At 67.3% G+C, this 16,197-nt stretch carries 17 protein-coding genes; 3 read left to right on the plus strand and 14 right to left on the minus strand.

The window, feature by feature from the left end:
• On the plus strand, positions 1 to 669 hold a 669-nt coding region (locus tag B3E43_RS07260; protein ID WP_349677567.1), incomplete at its 5' end, for an ATP-binding cassette domain-containing protein.
• 4 nt (positions 670 to 673) lie between these two features.
• On the opposite strand, the gene B3E43_RS07265 is transcribed toward B3E43_RS07260, so the two are convergent.
• From B3E43_RS07265 to B3E43_RS07275, 3 genes are all read right to left on the minus strand, one after another.
• A complete protein-coding gene (locus B3E43_RS07265; protein WP_292027981.1) occupies positions 674 to 1,618 on the minus strand; it encodes a CPBP family intramembrane glutamic endopeptidase in 945 nt (314 codons plus the stop codon).
• A gap of 145 nt (positions 1,619 to 1,763) precedes the next feature.
• Positions 1,764 to 2,600: a hypothetical protein gene (locus B3E43_RS07270; protein ID WP_292027983.1), complete on the minus strand. Its 837-nt coding sequence runs from the start codon at positions 2,598 to 2,600 to the stop codon at positions 1,764 to 1,766.
• A 111-nt stretch (positions 2,601 to 2,711) separates the two neighbouring features.
• Positions 2,712 to 3,665, minus strand: coding sequence for a hypothetical protein (locus B3E43_RS07275; RefSeq protein ID WP_292027984.1), 954 nt, complete (start codon positions 3,663 to 3,665; stop codon positions 2,712 to 2,714).
• Positions 3,666 to 3,771: 106 nt separating this feature from the next.
• On the opposite strand from B3E43_RS07275, the gene trmFO reads away from it, so the two are divergent.
• Together trmFO and B3E43_RS07285 are read left to right on the plus strand one after the other, a co-directional pair.
• Positions 3,772 to 5,190, plus strand: a complete 1,419-nt coding sequence (gene trmFO, locus B3E43_RS07280) for a methylenetetrahydrofolate--tRNA-(uracil(54)-C(5))-methyltransferase (FADH(2)-oxidizing) TrmFO (RefSeq protein ID WP_292027986.1) — start codon at positions 3,772 to 3,774, stop codon at positions 5,188 to 5,190.
• Entirely contained in the window at positions 5,172 to 6,068 is an 897-nt protein-coding gene (locus tag B3E43_RS07285) for an oxygenase MpaB family protein (RefSeq protein ID WP_292027988.1), read from the plus strand. The genes trmFO and B3E43_RS07285 overlap by 19 nt, the downstream gene beginning before the upstream one ends.
• Positions 6,069 to 6,071: 3 nt before the next feature.
• Here B3E43_RS07285 and B3E43_RS07290 read toward each other — a convergent pair whose 3' ends face one another.
• The 11 genes from B3E43_RS07290 to serS all read right to left on the minus strand — a co-directional run bounded on the left by B3E43_RS07290 (position 6,072) and on the right by serS (position 15,795).
• A complete protein-coding gene (locus B3E43_RS07290) occupies positions 6,072 to 6,587 on the minus strand; it encodes a nuclear transport factor 2 family protein (RefSeq protein WP_292027990.1) in 516 nt (171 codons plus the stop codon).
• 77 nt (positions 6,588 to 6,664) lie between these two features.
• Complete coding sequence (locus B3E43_RS07295; RefSeq protein WP_292028140.1) at positions 6,665 to 7,291, minus strand: squalene/phytoene synthase family protein; 627 nt, start codon at positions 7,289 to 7,291, stop codon at positions 6,665 to 6,667.
• Position 7,292: 1 nt separating this feature from the next.
• On the minus strand, positions 7,293 to 7,913 hold the full coding sequence (locus tag B3E43_RS07300; protein ID WP_292027992.1) for a hypothetical protein: 621 nt from the start codon (positions 7,911 to 7,913) through the stop codon (positions 7,293 to 7,295).
• Positions 7,914 to 8,106: 193 nt separating this feature from the next.
• Positions 8,107 to 9,111, minus strand: a complete 1,005-nt coding sequence (gene secF, locus B3E43_RS07305; RefSeq protein ID WP_292027994.1) for a protein translocase subunit SecF — start codon at positions 9,109 to 9,111, stop codon at positions 8,107 to 8,109.
• An 8-nt stretch (positions 9,112 to 9,119) separates the two neighbouring features.
• Complete coding sequence (gene secD, locus B3E43_RS07310) at positions 9,120 to 10,712, minus strand: protein translocase subunit SecD (RefSeq protein ID WP_292027996.1); 1,593 nt, start codon at positions 10,710 to 10,712, stop codon at positions 9,120 to 9,122.
• A gap of 30 nt (positions 10,713 to 10,742) precedes the next feature.
• A complete protein-coding gene (gene yajC, locus B3E43_RS07315) occupies positions 10,743 to 11,048 on the minus strand; it encodes a preprotein translocase subunit YajC (RefSeq protein ID WP_292028141.1) in 306 nt (101 codons plus the stop codon).
• A 128-nt stretch (positions 11,049 to 11,176) separates the two neighbouring features.
• Positions 11,177 to 12,244, minus strand: a complete 1,068-nt coding sequence (locus B3E43_RS07320) for a peptidoglycan DD-metalloendopeptidase family protein (RefSeq protein ID WP_292028000.1) — start codon at positions 12,242 to 12,244, stop codon at positions 11,177 to 11,179.
• A 246-nt stretch (positions 12,245 to 12,490) separates the two neighbouring features.
• Positions 12,491 to 13,135, minus strand: coding sequence for a protein-L-isoaspartate(D-aspartate) O-methyltransferase (locus B3E43_RS07325; protein WP_292028002.1), 645 nt, complete (start codon positions 13,133 to 13,135; stop codon positions 12,491 to 12,493).
• Positions 13,132 to 13,923, minus strand: coding sequence for a 5'/3'-nucleotidase SurE (gene surE, locus B3E43_RS07330; protein ID WP_292028004.1), 792 nt, complete (start codon positions 13,921 to 13,923; stop codon positions 13,132 to 13,134). Before surE ends, B3E43_RS07325 begins: the two co-directional genes overlap by 4 nt.
• Before the next feature lie 16 nt (positions 13,924 to 13,939).
• Entirely contained in the window at positions 13,940 to 14,320 is a 381-nt protein-coding gene (locus B3E43_RS07335; RefSeq protein WP_292028005.1) for a hypothetical protein, read from the minus strand.
• 20 nt (positions 14,321 to 14,340) lie between these two features.
• Positions 14,341 to 15,795: a serine--tRNA ligase gene (gene serS, locus B3E43_RS07340; protein ID WP_292028008.1), complete on the minus strand. Its 1,455-nt coding sequence runs from the start codon at positions 15,793 to 15,795 to the stop codon at positions 14,341 to 14,343.
• Positions 15,796 to 16,197 lie beyond the last annotated feature (402 nt).

Raw genomic sequence — 16,197 nt, forward strand, 5'->3', positions numbered from 1 at the left:
GGCGGCCGCTGCGAAGCCTGCCAGGGCGACGGCCTGATCAAGATCGAGATGCATTTCCTGCCCGACGTCTACGTCACCTGCGACGTCTGCAAGGGCAAACGCTACAACCGCGAAACGCTGGAAATCGTCTTCAAGGGCAAGTCGATCAGCGACGTCCTCGACATGACCGTTGAGGAGGCCGGCTCCTTCTTCAAGGCCGTGCCCTCGATCCGCGACAAGATGCTGACCCTGAACCGCGTCGGCCTCGGCTACGTCAAGGTCGGCCAGTCCGCGACCACCCTGTCGGGTGGCGAGGCCCAGCGGGTCAAACTGTCCAAGGAGCTGTCCAAGCGGGCCACCGGCAAGACCCTCTACATCCTCGACGAGCCCACCACGGGCCTGCATTTCGAGGACACCCGCAAGCTTCTTGAGGTGCTCCAGGAGCTGGTCGAGAACGGCAACACCATCGTGGTGATCGAGCACAATCTCGACGTCATCAAGGTCGCCGACTGGCTGCTCGACTTCGGCCCCGAGGGCGGCGACGGCGGCGGCGAGATCGTCGCGGTCGGCACCCCCGAACAGGTGGCCGCCAATCCGAAGAGCTGGACCGGCAAATACCTCAAGGAAATTCTCGACCGCCACGAAACCCGCCGCAAGGCGCGGGTCTCGGCGCTGAAGAGAAGCGCCTGACGGCTCAGGCGGCGTCCGTGGCCGGCGCCGCCTCCACGCCGTGGTCCCGCGTCCGGCCCCGCAGCATCAGCACGACCGTGCCGGTCAGCAGCACCGCCGTGGTGACCACGCTCGCCTCCGGCCCGAACGCCCCGCCGGTCAGCCACCAGGCCGCGCCCGGCGCCGCCGTCAGGTCGGAGATCAGCGGCAGACTGTCGATCTTCATCCCGGACACCTCCAGCCCGAAGCCGAGGCCCAGCAGCCAGTTCCACGCCGCATGCCAGCCGCACACGCCCCACAGCGACCCCTCGCGCACGGCGTAGAGGCTGATGAACAGACCGAACAGAACGATATTGGCGAGGCCGACATACAGTTCGTTCGAGGGCTCGATATTCCCCGCATGGGCCAGGGCGAACAGGGCCGAGTTGGCGACAACGGCGATCCAGATCCCGTGGCGCGAGGCGATCAGCTGCATCAGCCAGCCGCGGAACAGCAGCTCCTCCGACGAGCCCTGGATGATGAAGCCCAGCAACAGCGCGCCGATCGGCAGCAGGGCCGCGCCGACGGCGGCCGAGCCGAACGCCCCCGCCCCCTCGACCACATAGCCCCCGGCCGCCCAGATCACCCCGATCACCGTCAGCAGGAAGGCCAGGCCCAGCAGATAGCCGCGCAGGAAGCGCATCGGCCCCTTGGCATTGAGGCCCAGCGTCGTCGGTCCGCGCCGCTCGAACAGCCAGGCCCAGAGCAGCACAAGTACCGAGCCGAGCCCGAAGGCGGCGACCAGCTCATAGGTCAGTTGCGGCCAACCGTCCGTGCCGCCGCCCGGCGTGATGAAGCCTGCCGCTATGGCCGGAAGGTAGGCGCCCAGCTGGCCGCCGATCATGAAGATCAGACCGAGGACGATCGCCGCGACCGTCCAGGTCCGCCGATGCCGCCTCTTGCGCTCGGCGAACAGTTCAATGCCGGTCATGCGGCGCTCCTCCTGATGGTCCTGCGTCAGGCAGTCCGTCCGGGCATGAGGCCTCGACACCGGCGAATGGATGCGCCCGATCAGGATTTGACTGGAGGGGGCTCACCGCCGAAGGCCGGCTTCGCCCCCCCGTTCGCCGAACCAGCTAGTCCGACGCGCCGCCCTTCATGTCGCGGTAGGCCGCCGAGAACGGCGCATAGACGACCGCCACCTGCAGTGCCGACATGACCGCATTGATCAGGATCCAGGCCGCGATTGCCGGCCAGGCCGACTGAAGAATGACCTGAAGGCTTTCGTCCTCCAGACCTTCCAGCGCCATCATGCCGCCGCCGGTCGCGAACTGCAGGGGCATGGCCACCAGTGAGCCCAGCAGGCCGACGACGACGCTCATGACCCAGGCCAGCAACGCCATCCCCAGCAAGGGCCAGAACCGACCCCTGGTGAAGCCGAAGGAGTCGAAGATGGCGATCCGGCGCTCGGCCATGGTGATCGGAATCGCAAGGCTCAGCCGCACGGCCAGCCAGATACAGGCCCCTATGGCGGCCAGGATGAGCAACACCACCAACAGCCAGAGGGCGGGCATTTCAGCCGCAACCGTCATCCCGATCACAGCGCCGATGATCCCGCTTGCAACGACCATCAACGCCATGAAGACGAAGAACAGGACAATGGACACGACCAGCACCCGGACCTCGTCCATGCCGAGCCGCAGATAGCCGAAGGCGCTCTCGCCGGGCCGCAGAACCGCGCGGGACACGGCCGCATAGATCATGGCGCTGGCGATCAGGCTGAGCGGCAACAGGACCGCGAACAACAGGCCCATCATCTGGAACAGCGGCGCGAAATCCTCCATCGACGGGGTCGCGCCCGACTGCTCAAGCTGTTCGGTCGCCGTGACGAAGCTGATCAGGTTCGGCCCCATCATGGCGAAGATCGCGACCATGAAGACGGCATAGAAGAGGGCCCAGAAAATCAGGGCCATCGGGTTTCGACGCACCACCCGAAACCCTTCGAACGCCGCCTCTGTCGCTGAAAACGCCATCGTTCCCTCCCCTTGAATCTGTCGTGAGCCTAGTCGGCGCCGCGACTCGTGTCAGTGCAATTCCTCGCTGGCGGCCGGCGATTCCTCGTGCGCCGTCAGCGCCTGCACCACATGGGCATAGGGCGCCGTAAACAGCGTCTGGGACAGACCCTGCAGCCAGGCCATCGGAATCAACAGCACAACGCCGATGCCCACCAGCATCGCCGGCTGCTGCGCCAGACCCTCGAACCATGCCTCAAGAGCGTCGGGATCGGTCGCGCTGACGCCGCCGCCCACGGCGAACAGCACGATCATGAACAGGATCAGGAAGGCGATGCCGACCATGATCGCGAACAAAACCATGATCAGCCAGAGCCCAAGCAGGCTCCAGGTCTTGCCCCGACCCAGCTTCCAGCCCTCCTCGAAGGCGAAGGTCTTGTAGTGGATGCTGGCGGGCGCCAGCAGCGACAGCCGCCCCCAGAGCAGCATCAGGCCCAGAAACACCGCGAGACCCAGGGCGATACAGATCAGCCAGCGCCAGGGATCGCCCAGCTGCCAGACGGCGAACCCTATGCCGACCGCCAGCAGGATCGCGATCAGGGCGATGAAGCAGACGCCGATGAAAATCGCCACCCCGACCACAGCCACCTGCAGCTCGGCCATGCCGATCCGCAGAAAGAAGGCGCCGTCGCTCCTGCGGCCCGCATAGACGGCCCGGATGACCGCCGTCGTCACGAACAGGACGCTCAGCAGCCCGAGCAACTGGGCCAGGTTGGACCAGATCTGGAACTGCATCATCGCAGCCATGTCTTCGCCGAACGGCGCCTCGTCGGCTTCAGCCGCCGCCATGGCCTCAGGGCTGAAGGCGCCGGAGGCGGCCAGCTCGCTGAAGAAGGGTATCATCGCCCCGATCACCATCAGGCTGGGCGCCAGCATCACCAGTCCCCAGACAATGGTGGCGACAGGCCGTCGAACCACAAGCCTGAACGGCTCCACGGCCGCATCCATGATCGAAAATCGCTTCATCCCGCCCTCCCAAGCTGGGGCGATCATACCCGGACCGGCAAGCGGCGCCATACCGTCGTTGCTTTCGGTAGCTGACGGAACCGCCGGACGTGGCTAGAAGGCCGCAATGAACACCCCTGAAATCAAGCCCATCCACGTCATCGGCGGCGGTCTCGCCGGCTCCGAGGCCGCCTGGCAGATCGCCAGCGCCGGCGTGCCCGTCGTCCTGCACGAGATGCGCGGCGTGCCGGGCGTGAAGACCGACGCCCACCACACCGATGACCTCGCCGAGCTGGTCTGCTCCAACTCCTTCCGCTCCGACGACTGGGAGCACAACGCCGTCGGCCTGCTGCACGCCGAGATGCGGGCCCTGGACTCCATCATCATGGCCTGCGGCGACGCCCATCAGGTGCCAGCCGGCGGCGCCCTGGCCGTCGACCGCGACGGCTTCTCCCAGGCCGTGACCGCGAAACTCGAGGCCCACCCCCTCGTCACCATCGTCCGCGAGGAGATCGCCGGCCTGCCCCCCGAGGCCAATGAAACCAACGGATGGGACAATGTCATCGTCGCCACCGGCCCCCTGACCTCCCCGGCCCTCGCCGCCGCCATCCTCGACCTGACCGGCGAGGAGAGCCTCAGCTTCTTCGACGCCATCGCCCCCATCGTCCACGCCGACAGCATCGATTTCGACATCGCCTGGCGTCAGTCGCGCTATGACAAGGAGGGCCCAGGCGGAGACGCCGCCGCCTACGTCAACTGTCCCATGAACAAGGAGCAGTACGAGGCCTTCATCGACGCCCTGCTGGGCGGCCCCAAGGCCGAGTTCAAGGAGTGGGAGAACGTCCCCTATTTCGACGGCTGCCTGCCCATCGAGGTCATGGCCGAGCGCGGTCGCGAAACCCTGCGCCACGGCCCGATGAAGCCCGTCGGCCTGACCAACCCCCGCGACCCCCAGGTCAAGTCATACGCCATCGTCCAGCTGCGTCAGGACAATGCGCTCGGCACCCTGTTCAACATGGTTGGTTTCCAGACCAAGCTGAAGCACGGCGCCCAGGCCGAGGTCTTCCGCATGATCCCGGGCCTGCACGAGGCCCAGTTCGCCCGCCTCGGCGGCCTGCACCGCAACACCTTCCTGAACTCGCCCAAGCTGCTGGACCGCCAGCTGCGCCTCAAGGCCATGCCGCGCCTGCGCTTCGCCGGTCAGGTCACGGGCGTCGAGGGCTATGTCGAGAGCGCCGCCATGGGCCTGCTGACCGGCCGCCTCGCCGCCGCCGAACGGCTGGGCAAGCCGCTGGATGCTCCGCCCGTCCACACCGCCATGGGCGCCCTGGTCGAACACATCACCGGCGGCCACCTCGACGGCCCCGGCGGCATCTCCAAATTCCAGCCGATGAACATCAACTACGGCCTGCTCCCCCCGCTGGAAGCGCCCAAGGTCGACGAGGCCGGGGTCAAGATCCCGATGAAGGAACGCGGTCGCGCCAAGAAGCGGTTGATGAGCCTTCGGGCGCTGGAGGCACTGAAGGCGTGGCGGGACGCGGCGTGATCCTCGAGCCGGCCAAGGTCGCTATCCGTCAGCGGATCACCGACATCTTCAACGACGCCGAACGCGGCGAGCGCCCGGCCCTGCGCCGCGCCGACGCCCTGTTCCCGCCGGACTCAGTCGCCTGGAGGGTCAATGGCGACATCGTCACCATGATGATCGGCGGCGTCTCGGGTCTGCTGCTGCAGATGCTGCATCCGGCGGTGCTGGCCGGGGTCTGGGACCATTCCGACTTCCGCGCCGACATGCACGGCCGTCTGCGCCGCACGGCCAAATTCATCGCCGTCACCACCTATGATCACGCCGAGGCCGGCCGGGCCGCCATCGACCGGGTCAATCGCATCCACCGCAAGCTGGGCGGAACCCTGCCCGACGGGACGGCCTATCGCGTCTCCGATCCCGAGCTGCTGGCCTGGGTTCATGTCACCGAGACGATCAGCTTCCTCGACGCCTGGATTCGCTACGCCGAGCCGGACATGAGCCGCGCCGATCAGGACGCCTATTTCGCCGAAACGGCCCGAATCGCCGAGGGACTGGGCGCCGATCCCGTGCCCCGCGATCGGGCCACGGCCGAGGCCCTGATCCAGGGCTTCCGCCCCCGGCTACGCGCCGACGCCCGAACCCATGAGGTCGCCGCCATGGTCATGCGTCAGACCATCGGCTCGCTCACTGTCGACCTGGCCGCCGGCGTGATCATGCAGGCCGGGATGGACCTGCTGCCCGACTGGGCCCGCGCCATGCACGACCAGCGTCGCGGCCTGCCCCGGCCGCTGACGCGCGGCCTCGCCGGTACGGTCGCCCGCACCCTGCAATGGGCCTATGAGGGTTCGCCCAACCGAGAAGTGTGGCCGGACGAGGTCACCGCCTGGCCGCGCGGCTGACCATCAGTCCGGCGTCACGACATCCATCCACTGGGCGGTGTCGGTATATTGCTGGAACCGGGTGACCTTGCCGCCCGAGACCGTGAAGACATGGGCGAACTGGGCGTCCAGCGCCTCGCCCGTGGCCCGGTTTGTCCCGGTATAGCGCCCCAGGGCCACGACCCGGTCGCCACTGGCCACATAGGTCACCGGCGTCACCACGAACCCCTCGTATTCGGCCCCGATCCGCGCGAACAGGCCCTCGAACACTGCGCCGGGCCCGTTGTAGGGGTTGCGATCGGCATAGGGGCCGTTCTCGGCCTCGATCCAGACCAGGCCGGGGTCCAGCAGGCCGGCGATCGTGGCCCCGTCCCCCGCTCCGAACGCCCGGTAGAGGCCCTCGACCACGGCCTGATTTGCTGCCTCGCCGGCGGCGTCCGTACTCACCTGCGGCCGCGCGGGTTCCGCCACAGAGGTCATCGGGACGCCCGCGGCGCCGGCGGCCGCCAGGGCCGCGATCAGTATGGTGCGAACAGTCATGACATTCCCCGGATTGGCCAAACAGCGATCTTCGGAACCTGCACGGTTTCCCGGTGTCGGTCGATCTCTTTCCGGCGTCAGAGCCTTCCTGTCAGCGAGGCCCGGATCAGCCTCAGCCGTTTGACGAACTCCGGTGCATCCGGGTGGATCAGGGCGGCGGCGGCCACAGCCGGAAAGGCCTGAACCGGCAGGGCGGCGAGCGACCGGTTGGCCTCCGGCTTCAGCGCCCGCGCCGCATCCGCCTGCCCGGTCTGGGCCAGCCCGCGTACCCGCCCCGCCTCGACGACCGCCCCGTCAAACCCCGGGCCGGCAAGCACCCTCGCCGCCGCCTGCATCGGCCCGACGTAAAAGGCGTCCAGATCGTGCGGCTCGCCATGCACCCTGCCGATATGGGCCTCGATCAGGGCGTCAAACGGAGCCCGGTCCAGCCCGTGCCGCGCCACCAGATCGGTCAGGGCTTCCAGCACCGGATGGCCCTTGCGCGGCGCGGCCGCGAAGACGCCGTCCATCTGCTCGCGCCACCAGACATAGCGCATCTCGGCCAGCAATGGCTGGGTCACCCGCGTCGGGATGGCCATCAGCTCCGCCTCGAAGGCATAGAGCGCGATCAGGTCCGCGCGCAACCGCTCGTCGGCCACGAACCGGCTGGACAGCCACCGGTCGATATCGGCGGCGCGGACCTGGGCGTCGAGGGCGTGGGTCAGATCAGCTGAACAGCGTCTGGTACATCGCCATCGAGGTCAGCATCGGCAGCGACAGCAACAGATTGGTGCGGCTCCCCAGCATGGCGACGCGCGCGGCCTTGGCCTTGGCGTCGTCATCCACGGCCACGATGCCCAGCGCCCGCTTCTGGTTCGGCCAGATGATGCCCCAAACATTGAGGAACATGATGATGGCCAGCCAGGTGCCGATCCCCATCAGGGTGAACGGCTGGTCGCCGTCGACCAGACCGCCGGCGAAGCCGAGGCTCAGGACCTCGGCTGCATAGGCGTGACCCCGCGCCAGCATGATGCCGAGACCCGCCAGCACCGTCACCAGCGCGGACCAGCGGAACCAGAACAGGGCCTCGGGCGCGATATGTTTGCTGACGGCGGGCTTCAGCTCGGCCGGGATCGACGGCATGACCCGGATCTGGACGAAGTTGAAATAGTACAGCAGGCCGATCCACAGGATGCCGGCCACAACGTGGACCCAGCGCAGGACCGCCTGCCAGAAACTCGTATCAAAGCCGCCCGGCGCGATACGCCCGAACGACAGGATCATCACCCCGGCGAGCACGATGCTCAGCAGGAAGGTGGTGCGAAAGTTCGACAGCAGCTTGCCCATGGTCCGCCCCTCCCCGGGCGATTCGTTGAAGCGCGATGATAGCTCTCCCTCCCCTTCATGGGGAGGGATGTCGGCGCGTAGCGACGACAGGGTGGGGAATTGCCAAGCCGGGCGCCGCCGGTGCGGAACTGGCGTTCCCCACCCGGTCGCTACGCGACCACCCTCCCCACTTCGGGAGAGGGAGAACGAACCCCTACGGCCGCGACGCCATGCCCAGCTTGATCGGTCTGGCGTCCTCGTCCTTGGCCCCGCGCTTGACGCCCCACAGCAGCAGGACCGGTGCGGCGACGTAGACCGACGAATAGGTGCCGACCACGATGCCGAAGATCAGGGCGATGGCGAACGGCTGCAGCGGTCCGCCGCCCAGCACCGCCAGCACGCCAAGGGCAAACAGGGCCGTGACCCCGGTCATGATCGTGCGGGACAGGGTCTCGTTGATCGACAGGTCGATCAGCTCGCCCAGGGGCATCTTCTTGTATTTCCGTAGATTCTCCCGAATGCGGTCATAGACGACGACGGTGTCGTTCATCGAATAGCCGATGACCGTCAGGATCGAGGCGACGGCGGTCAGGCTGAACTCCATCCCCGTGATGGCGAAGAGGCCAAAGGTCAGGATCACGTCGTGGAACAGGCCGATCACCGCCCCGAGGCCGAACTGCCACTCGAAGCGGAACCAGATGTAGACCATCATCAGGACGATCGCGACGACCAGGGCCATGACGCCATTGGTCAGAAGCTCTCCTGAAACGGCCGCCCCGACAGCCTCGGTGCGGGTGAACTCCACCCCCGGCCCGAGGTCCCGGGTGAGCGCCGCCTTGGCCTGGTTGATCGTGTCGGCGGCGCTGACGCCTTCGATGTTTCCGAACTTGGCCATGGCGTGGAAGCGCCCCGTCGGGTCCGTTCCCGGCACGGAATAGCTCTGCACCTGGGCGTCGGGCACGCCGAGATTGTTCAGGCTGGCCCGGATTTCCGCGAGATCGACGGGCTCGGGCCGGGTCGACATCTCGATCAGATTGCCGCCCAGGAAGTCCACGCCACAGGTCAGCCCGCCGCATTTGTTGTCCGCGGGCCAGACGGTGAAGAAGATCGAACCGATCACCAGCAGGATCGACAGACCGCCGAACAGCCGGGCGTATTTGACGAATTTGAAATTCGTCTTGATCGGCAGAAGTTTGATGAGGGGCCAGAATTTCGACATGGGCGACCTCACGACGCGATCGGCAGGGTTTTGGGCCGCCGTACGCGGAGCCAGACGACAAGCAGGACCTGGGTCACCAGAACCGCGGTGAAGACCGAGGTGACCACGCCGATCGACAGGGTCCAGGCGAAGCCGCGCACCGGCCCGGCCCCGAACCAGAACATGATCAGGGCCGCCAGGATGGTGGTCAGGTTGGCGTCCATGATCGTTACAATGGCCCGGTTGAAGCCCGCGTCCATGGCCGCGATCGGCGAACGCCCGGCGTTGGCTTCGTCACGCATCCGTTCATAGATCAGGACGTTGGCGTCCACCGCCATGGCCAGGGTCAGGATCAGCCCGGCGATGCCCGGCAGGGTCAGGGTCGCTCCGGTGATCGACATGGCGGCGATGATCAGCAGGCCGTTCAGCAGCAGGGCGATCACCGAAATGCCGCCGAACAGGCTGCCATACGAAAGGAACATGAAGACCAGCACGCCGATGAAGGCGATCAGGGTGGCCAGCTGGCCGGCACGCACCGCATCGGCGCCGAGCGATGCCGTCACGCTGCGGCGCTCCTCGACCGTCAGCGGGGCCGGCAGCGAACCGCCGTTCAGCAGATTCACCAGCTCGGAGGCCGAGGCGATGGTGAAACTGCCCTCGATGATGCCGCTGCCGCCCGTGATGGCGCTGTTGATCCGCGGAGCCGAAATCACCTTGCCGTCGAGGATGATGGCGAAGGGCCGGCCGATGTTGTTCGCCGTCGTCTCGCCGAAGCGCCGTGCGCCCTGGCCGTCGAAGCGGAAGCCGATGGCCGGCTGGTTGCTCTGGTCCGTGGTGACACTGGCGGAGACGAGGTTCTCGCCCGAAACGATGACCCGGCGCTTGACCAGGTAAGGCGTGACGCCGTCCTCGCCCATCAGAAGTTCGGCATCGGGCGGCACCGCGCCCGCCATGGCTTCCTGGACCGAATTCTCGACATCGACCATCTGGAAGGTCAGCTGCGCCGTCTGGCCGATGACCCGCTCCAGCTGGGTCGGATCGCTCTCGCCGGGCGCCTGGACGACGATGCGCTCCGCGCCCTGACGGGTGATGGACGGCTCGCGGGTGCCGAGGCTGTCGATACGGCGGCGCACCACCTCGATCGACTGATCGACGGCCGTCGGCCCCATGGCGGTCATGGCGGCGTCGGTGAAGGCGTAGCGGATGCGGTTGTCGCCCTGGCGGGTCACGGTCCGGTCCGAGGCCAGGGCCATGCCGCCGCCCAGCAGGTTGCGCATGGCGGTCGTAGCCGGCTCGATCTGCACCGGGTTGCTCAGGGTGATCACCACCCCGTTGCCGTCACGGACGATACCGGCGACGGCGACCTGCGCCTCTGACAGGGTCTGGCGGGCGTCCTCGCTGAGGTTGGCGAGCCGCTTTTCGCGCATGGCGTCCACATCGACCTGCAGCAGCAGGTACGATCCGCCCTGCAGGTCCAGGCCCAGGTTCAGGGTCGGCTTGGGCAGCCATCCCGGCAGGGCTTCACGCTGCGCCGGCGTCAGGGCGTTCGCATAGGAGAACAGCAGCCCGAACACGAGCGCAATGGCGAGAAGGTAAACCTTCCAGCGTGAAAACTGAACCATGGGAGCGTTCCCTGACCTTTCAGAGCGGCGTCAGGACTTGGCGATGGTCTTGGTGTCGTTGGCCGCGACGGCCGTGCGATCGCGCACCTGGGTGATCATCTGCTTGACCACGGCGACGTTCACGCCCTGGGCGATCTCGACCATGGCCTGATCGGCCTCGACGCGGGTGATCTTGCCGATCATGCCGTTGGAGAGGACGACCGTGTCGCCGCGCTTCAGGCCGGCGACCAGCGCCTGATGGGCCTTCATCGCCTTCTGCTGGGGCCGGATCAGCATGAAGTAGAACAGGATGATCACGGGGACGAAGAAGATCAGGGTGCCGAACGGCCCCGCCATAAGTTCCGCCACGATAGTCTCCGCAAACGTCTGGGACCGCGTCAGGCGGCCCTTGAAAATGAGGCGCGGAAACTAGGGCGCGCCGTCACACTTTGCAACGAGACGTGTGTTCGCCGCGTCGCTTTGCGTTATCGCGGCAACACGGTCAGCGGATCGATGGCCACCGGCTGGTCCCCGCGCATCCGCCAGGTCTCGAAATGGATCGAGGGCCGACCGTCGCCGGCGGTGTTTCCGACAGTGCCGATCTGCTGGCCCGCGCGGATGTCGTCGCCGTCCCGCACCACGGCCGTGCCCAGATGGCCATAGACCGAGCGCCAGCCGTCGCGGTGCACGATCAGGACGGTCAGCCCCTGCCCTGCCAGATCGTCACCGACATAGCCGACCCGTCCCGCCGCCGCGGCCCGGACCTCCGCGCCCTGCGGCGCACCGATGTTGATGCCGTTGTTCCGCTCACCCAGCCCGACCGGGCCGAACCGACGCAGAATGTCGCCGCGCACCGGCCAGTCCAGCCCGGCCGCTGACACCGGCGGCGCTGCATCGACGGGCGGCGGCGGCGGGCTGGCGACATTACCCGAGGGCGGAGGCGGCGGCGGCGGCGGCGGCGTCCCCTCTTCCGGCACATAGACCCCGCTCGGCGACGGGCCGGTGGCATAGGGATCGCCGCCGATATCGACAGCCGTGGACGGCAGGATGATCCTCTGCCCCGGGCTGATCGCCGCGCGCGGCCCCAGGCTGTTCAGGTCGATCAGCGTCTGCACCGGCGTCTGGAAGCGCCGGCCGACGCCGGAGATCGTATCCCCCGGCTGAATCTCATAGGCGGCTCCGGCGGCGACAGCTCCGCCTGACCGCGCGGGCGGCGGCGGCGCCTCAAAGCCGTCAGAGGCCGGTCCGGCCGCCGGCATTTCGGCGGGCGTATAGCGGGGGCCGGTGTTGATCGGCGAACCCAGGGCTCCGCCCTCGATCTCGGCGACAGGCGCGGTGATGGGCGGCGGCGCCTCGCGGGCCGGATCGGTGGGCCCGCGCACCCCTTCGCCGCTGGGGATCGGCGCGGACGGATAGGCCGGCGCCCGCGACGGCGGCGGCGCGTCGCCGGCATAGATCGGATAGCGCGGCTCGGTCGGATAGCTGGCGCAGGCCGTCAGGGTCGCCGCTCCGGCGAGGACCATCAAAGCCCTGATCGCGAATCGAATCGTCATGCCGTCTCCCGCCCTTGGGTCGCACCGGTGTGCCCCCACCGTCGCTCCAAGCCAACCCGTCAAAGGGCGCCAAAGTTGGGCGCGAAGGTTAACGGAGGCGAGGTGATTGGTGGTTAGTGGCTAGTGGCTAGTGGCTAGTGGATAGTGGATAGTGATTGCAGCACGACTGCCCGCGGAAGGGCGGCGCCGACCGAGCCCTCGCACCGGCGCCGGCCAACCACTAGCCACTAGCCACTAGCCACTCCCTCACCCCTCCTTCGCCGTCCCCTCGACCAGCGGCACGAACCTTACCTCGGCCAAGCTCTCGCGCTGGAAGCTGCCGTCCGGCTGGCCGACGTAGCGATGCAGCCGCTGCACCGACGACCGCCCCACCGGACACACCAGAATCCCGCCCGGCTTCAGCTGATGCAGCAGCTCCGTCGGCTCGCCGGGCGAAGCCGCCGTGACCATGATCCGGTCGAACGGCGCCTGCTGCGGCCAGCCCAGGCCGCCGTCGCCGTGTTGGGTGATCACATTGTCGATCTTCAGTTCCTTCAGCCGCCGCTCGGCCTCGGTCAGCAGGCTGCGGTACCGCTCGATCGAATAGACATAGCGCGCCAGCCGGCTCAGCACCGCGGCCTGGTAGCCGCTGCCCGTGCCGATCTCCAGCACCCGATGGCGCGGCTGCACGTCCAGCGCCTGGGTCATCAGGCCGACGATATAGGGCTGGGAAATGGTCTGGGCGCAGTCGATCGGCAGGGCCTGATCCTCCCACGCCTGATCGAGGAATTTCTCGTGCACGAACACCGCGCGGTCGATCGACTCCATCGCCGCCAGCACCCGCGCGTCCATCACGCCCTGCTGACGCAGCCCCAGGATCAGACGTCCGGCGCGATCATCGTTCAGCTTCATACGGCCACCACCGATTTCGGCGGCGCCCCGCCCAGCACACCCTTCAGGTCGTGAATGCTGGGCGCATGGGTCAGGTCGATATGCAGCGGCGTCACCGAGATCCTGCCCTCGTCCATGGCCCTCAGGTCGGTGCCCGGCGGGTGGTCGTGTTTGGTCCCGCGGAAGCTCATCCAGTAATAGTCGCGGCCGCGCAGGTCGGTGCGTTTGACCGCATGCATCTCGCCGATGTCGCGGAAGCCCTGGCGCGTCACCTCGACCTCCTTGACCAGGGTCGGCGGCAGGGACGGGAAATTCAGGTTCATCACCACCCCGGCCTGCCAGGTCTGGGCCAGCAGGCGGCTGATGATCGCCGGGGCGAAGGCCTCGGCCGTCTCCCAGTGCGCGGTCACCTCATCGTGGAACCGCTCCAGCGACTGGCTCAGGGCGATCGAGCGGATGCCGAAGGCCATGCCCTGCAGCGCCCCCGCCACCGTCCCCGAATAGGAACAGTCCTCGCCGACATTGTGCCCGCGATTGACCCCCGACAGCACCAGATCGGGCCGTTCCGGCATCAGGTCATTGACCGCCAGCACGACACAGTCGGTCGGCGTCCCCGTCACCGCGAACCGCTTGTCGCCCAGCCTGTTGACCCGCAGCGGCTCGGTCAGCGTGATCCCCCGCCCCTTGCCCGACTGCTCCGTCTGCGGCGCGCAGATCCAGACGTCATCCGACAGGGTCCGCGCGATCCGCTCCAGGCATTCGAGCCCCTCGGCCTCGATGCCGTCGTCGTTGGTCAGCAGGATGCGCATCAGGCGGGGTTCAACCTCAGTTCGCCGGCCGGATGTCGTCGGCCAGCAGCACGGTCTCGCCGCCGCAGTCGTTGCGGATGATCGAGCCCCGATGCCGGATGCTGCGGCCGTCGCGATCCGACCACGCCATTACCCGGGCCGAGATCGTCACCTTGGCGTTGTTCAGGTCCTGGACGGCCTGTCGCATCGCGTTGCGAGAGGCGGCGCCGGACAGGCACGGGCGCGAGAACGGCTGCAGGATCTGATCCTCGTCGCCATAGAGCTGGAACTCCTCGTTCTCGAACCGCACCCAGCCGGTAAAGGAGGCGCGCATCTCCTCGCCGGTTGCAGGCGCCTGGGGCGCCGGGGCGAAGCCGGCCAGCAGGCCGGCGGCGGTCAGGATCAAGATCGTCTTCATTCCGATACTCCCGGTTTCACTCATCCGACGTGGGTCATGCCCTTGGGCATATAGGGAACCAGCGCCTCCGGAACCCGGATACGCCCGTCCGCCTCCTGATAGTTCTCCATCACCGCGACCAGAGTACGGCCAACCGCCAGACCCGAGCCGTTCAGCGTGTGCACGAACTCGGTCTTCTTCTCCCCGGCCCGCTTGAACCGCGCGTCCATCCGCCGCGCCTGGAAATCCCCGCAGTTGGAGCAGGAGCTGATCTCCCGATACGTCCCCTGCGACGGCAGCCAGACCTCCAGATCGAAGGTCTTCTTCGCCGAAAAGCCCATGTCGCCCTTGCACAGCAGCATGCGGCGATACGGCAGCCCCAGCTTCTCGAGCACCACCTCGGCGCAGCGCACCATCCGCTCGTGCTCGGCCTCGGAGTCCTCGGGTTTGGCGATCGAGACCATCTCCACCTTGTGGAACTGGTGCTGCCGGATCAGCCCCCGCGTATCCCGCCCCGCCGACCCCGCCTCGGCCCGGAAACACGGCGTCAGGGCGGTGTAGCGGATCGGCGTCGCCAGCTCGTCCTCGGACAGGATCTGCTCGCGGACAAGATTGGTCAGGGAGACTTCGGCGGTGGGGATGAGCCAGAACTGTTCGGCGGTATCTGCATCTTCCAGCGCAGCATCCAACGCCTCCTTCGGAGAGCGATTTGAACCGACGGCTCGCCGCATCAGGTCATCGAAGTTCGGCACCGCCTTCGCGAACAGCTCAGCCCTGCCACCGACATCGCCAGAGAGAAACTGGTCCTCTTTGAACTTCGGCAGTTGCCCCGTACCGAACATTGCATTGTCTTTTACGAGGTAAGGCGGGTTGACCTCCTGATAGCCATGCAGATCCACCTCGTCCGGGCTGGAAGTCTGTACATCCAGCATGAACTGGCCGATGGCGCGTTCCAACCGCGCCAGTCCGCCCTTCAGCACCGCGAACCGCGACCCCGACATCTTCGCTGCCGCCTCAAAGTCGAGCAGGCCCAAGGCCTCGCCCAGATCGGCGTGATCCTTGGCAGGCCCGTCCTCACGCGGCGTCCCCCACGGCTGGCCCCACAACACATTGCCCGCCTCGTCCTCGCCGTCTGGCACATCGTGGGCGGCCAGATTTGGGAGTGCCGACAGGAGCTTGTCCCGTTCAATCTCGGCGAACGCCTTTTCGATATCGCCGCGGACATCTGCCAAATGATCGGCGTCCTTAAGCTCAAGCACTTGAGCTCTCAGTTTTTCAGCGCGGTCCCGCTCGCCGGTTCGCATCGCGCGACCGACCTCCTCAGACAGCTGCTTGATTTGAGCTCGACGGGTCTCAACCTCAGTTCGCGCCTGTCGAGCGTCGCGATCTAGGCTCAGTAAGTGGTCCACACGCGCCGGTGCGCCCTCGACCCCGCGCGACGACCAGCCAGCCTCATAGGCTTCGCGGTTCTCACGGATGGCTTTGATGTCGTGCATGGTCGTTCAGTCTGTGTCGGGAGGAAGGGATGCTCTAGCCCCGGCAAGGGATTCCGCCAACCTCTCCCCACCCGCTATCGTCATTCCGGGCCGAGAGGCGCGCAGCGGCTCGCAGACCCGGAACCCAGCGGCGCCGCGACGGCGGCGAAACACCGGCGACGGCGGCGGACCACCATTCCGAACACCGTGCTCCCGACAGGTTCGTGCTATCGCGCGCCGCTGGGTTCCGGGTCTCCGCTGCGCTTCGCCCGGAATGACGATAGCGGAAGGTGGCTACTTACCAGCAGGGCTCCCTTCCCTTGCCGTGTCTTCTCGCCCTTCTCGACCCCCAACAGTGTCTTCTCGCCCCTGTCGGCAGAGCCATTTCCACGCTGCGTCCGAATCTGGCGCACCCGTGTGCCC

It is taken from the genome of Brevundimonas sp. UBA2416 (genome assembly GCF_002343105.1).
Taxonomy (GTDB): domain Bacteria; phylum Pseudomonadota; class Alphaproteobacteria; order Caulobacterales; family Caulobacteraceae; genus Brevundimonas.

Bases quoted from the DNA above. Each gene is read 5' to 3' on its own strand.
- secF (WP_292027994.1), bottom strand. From the start codon at position 9,111: ATGTCGAAATTCTGGCCCCTCATCAAACTTCTGCCGATCAAGACGAAT.
- secD (WP_292027996.1), bottom strand. From the start codon at position 10,712: ATGGTTCAGTTTTCACGCTGGAAGGTTTACCTTCTCGCCATTGCGCTC.
- trmFO (WP_292027986.1), top strand. From the start codon at position 3,772: ATGAACACCCCTGAAATCAAGCCCATCCACGTCATCGGCGGCGGTCTC.
- B3E43_RS07335 (WP_292028005.1), bottom strand. From the start codon at position 14,320: ATGAAGACGATCTTGATCCTGACCGCCGCCGGCCTGCTGGCCGGCTTC.
- B3E43_RS07275 (WP_292027984.1), bottom strand. From the start codon at position 3,665: ATGAAGCGATTTTCGATCATGGATGCGGCCGTGGAGCCGTTCAGGCTT.
- B3E43_RS07320 (WP_292028000.1), bottom strand. From the start codon at position 12,244: ATGACGATTCGATTCGCGATCAGGGCTTTGATGGTCCTCGCCGGAGCG.
- surE (WP_292028004.1), bottom strand. From the start codon at position 13,923: ATGCGCATCCTGCTGACCAACGACGACGGCATCGAGGCCGAGGGGCTC.
- B3E43_RS07325 (WP_292028002.1), bottom strand. From the start codon at position 13,135: ATGAAGCTGAACGATGATCGCGCCGGACGTCTGATCCTGGGGCTGCGT.
- yajC (WP_292028141.1), bottom strand. From the start codon at position 11,048: ATGGCGGGGCCGTTCGGCACCCTGATCTTCTTCGTCCCCGTGATCATC.
- B3E43_RS07270 (WP_292027983.1), bottom strand. From the start codon at position 2,600: ATGGCCCTGATTTTCTGGGCCCTCTTCTATGCCGTCTTCATGGTCGCG.
- serS (WP_292028008.1), bottom strand. From the start codon at position 15,795: ATGCACGACATCAAAGCCATCCGTGAGAACCGCGAAGCCTATGAGGCT.
- B3E43_RS07265 (WP_292027981.1), bottom strand. From the start codon at position 1,618: ATGACCGGCATTGAACTGTTCGCCGAGCGCAAGAGGCGGCATCGGCGG.
- B3E43_RS07300 (WP_292027992.1), bottom strand. From the start codon at position 7,913: ATGGGCAAGCTGCTGTCGAACTTTCGCACCACCTTCCTGCTGAGCATC.
- B3E43_RS07290 (WP_292027990.1), bottom strand. From the start codon at position 6,587: ATGACTGTTCGCACCATACTGATCGCGGCCCTGGCGGCCGCCGGCGCC.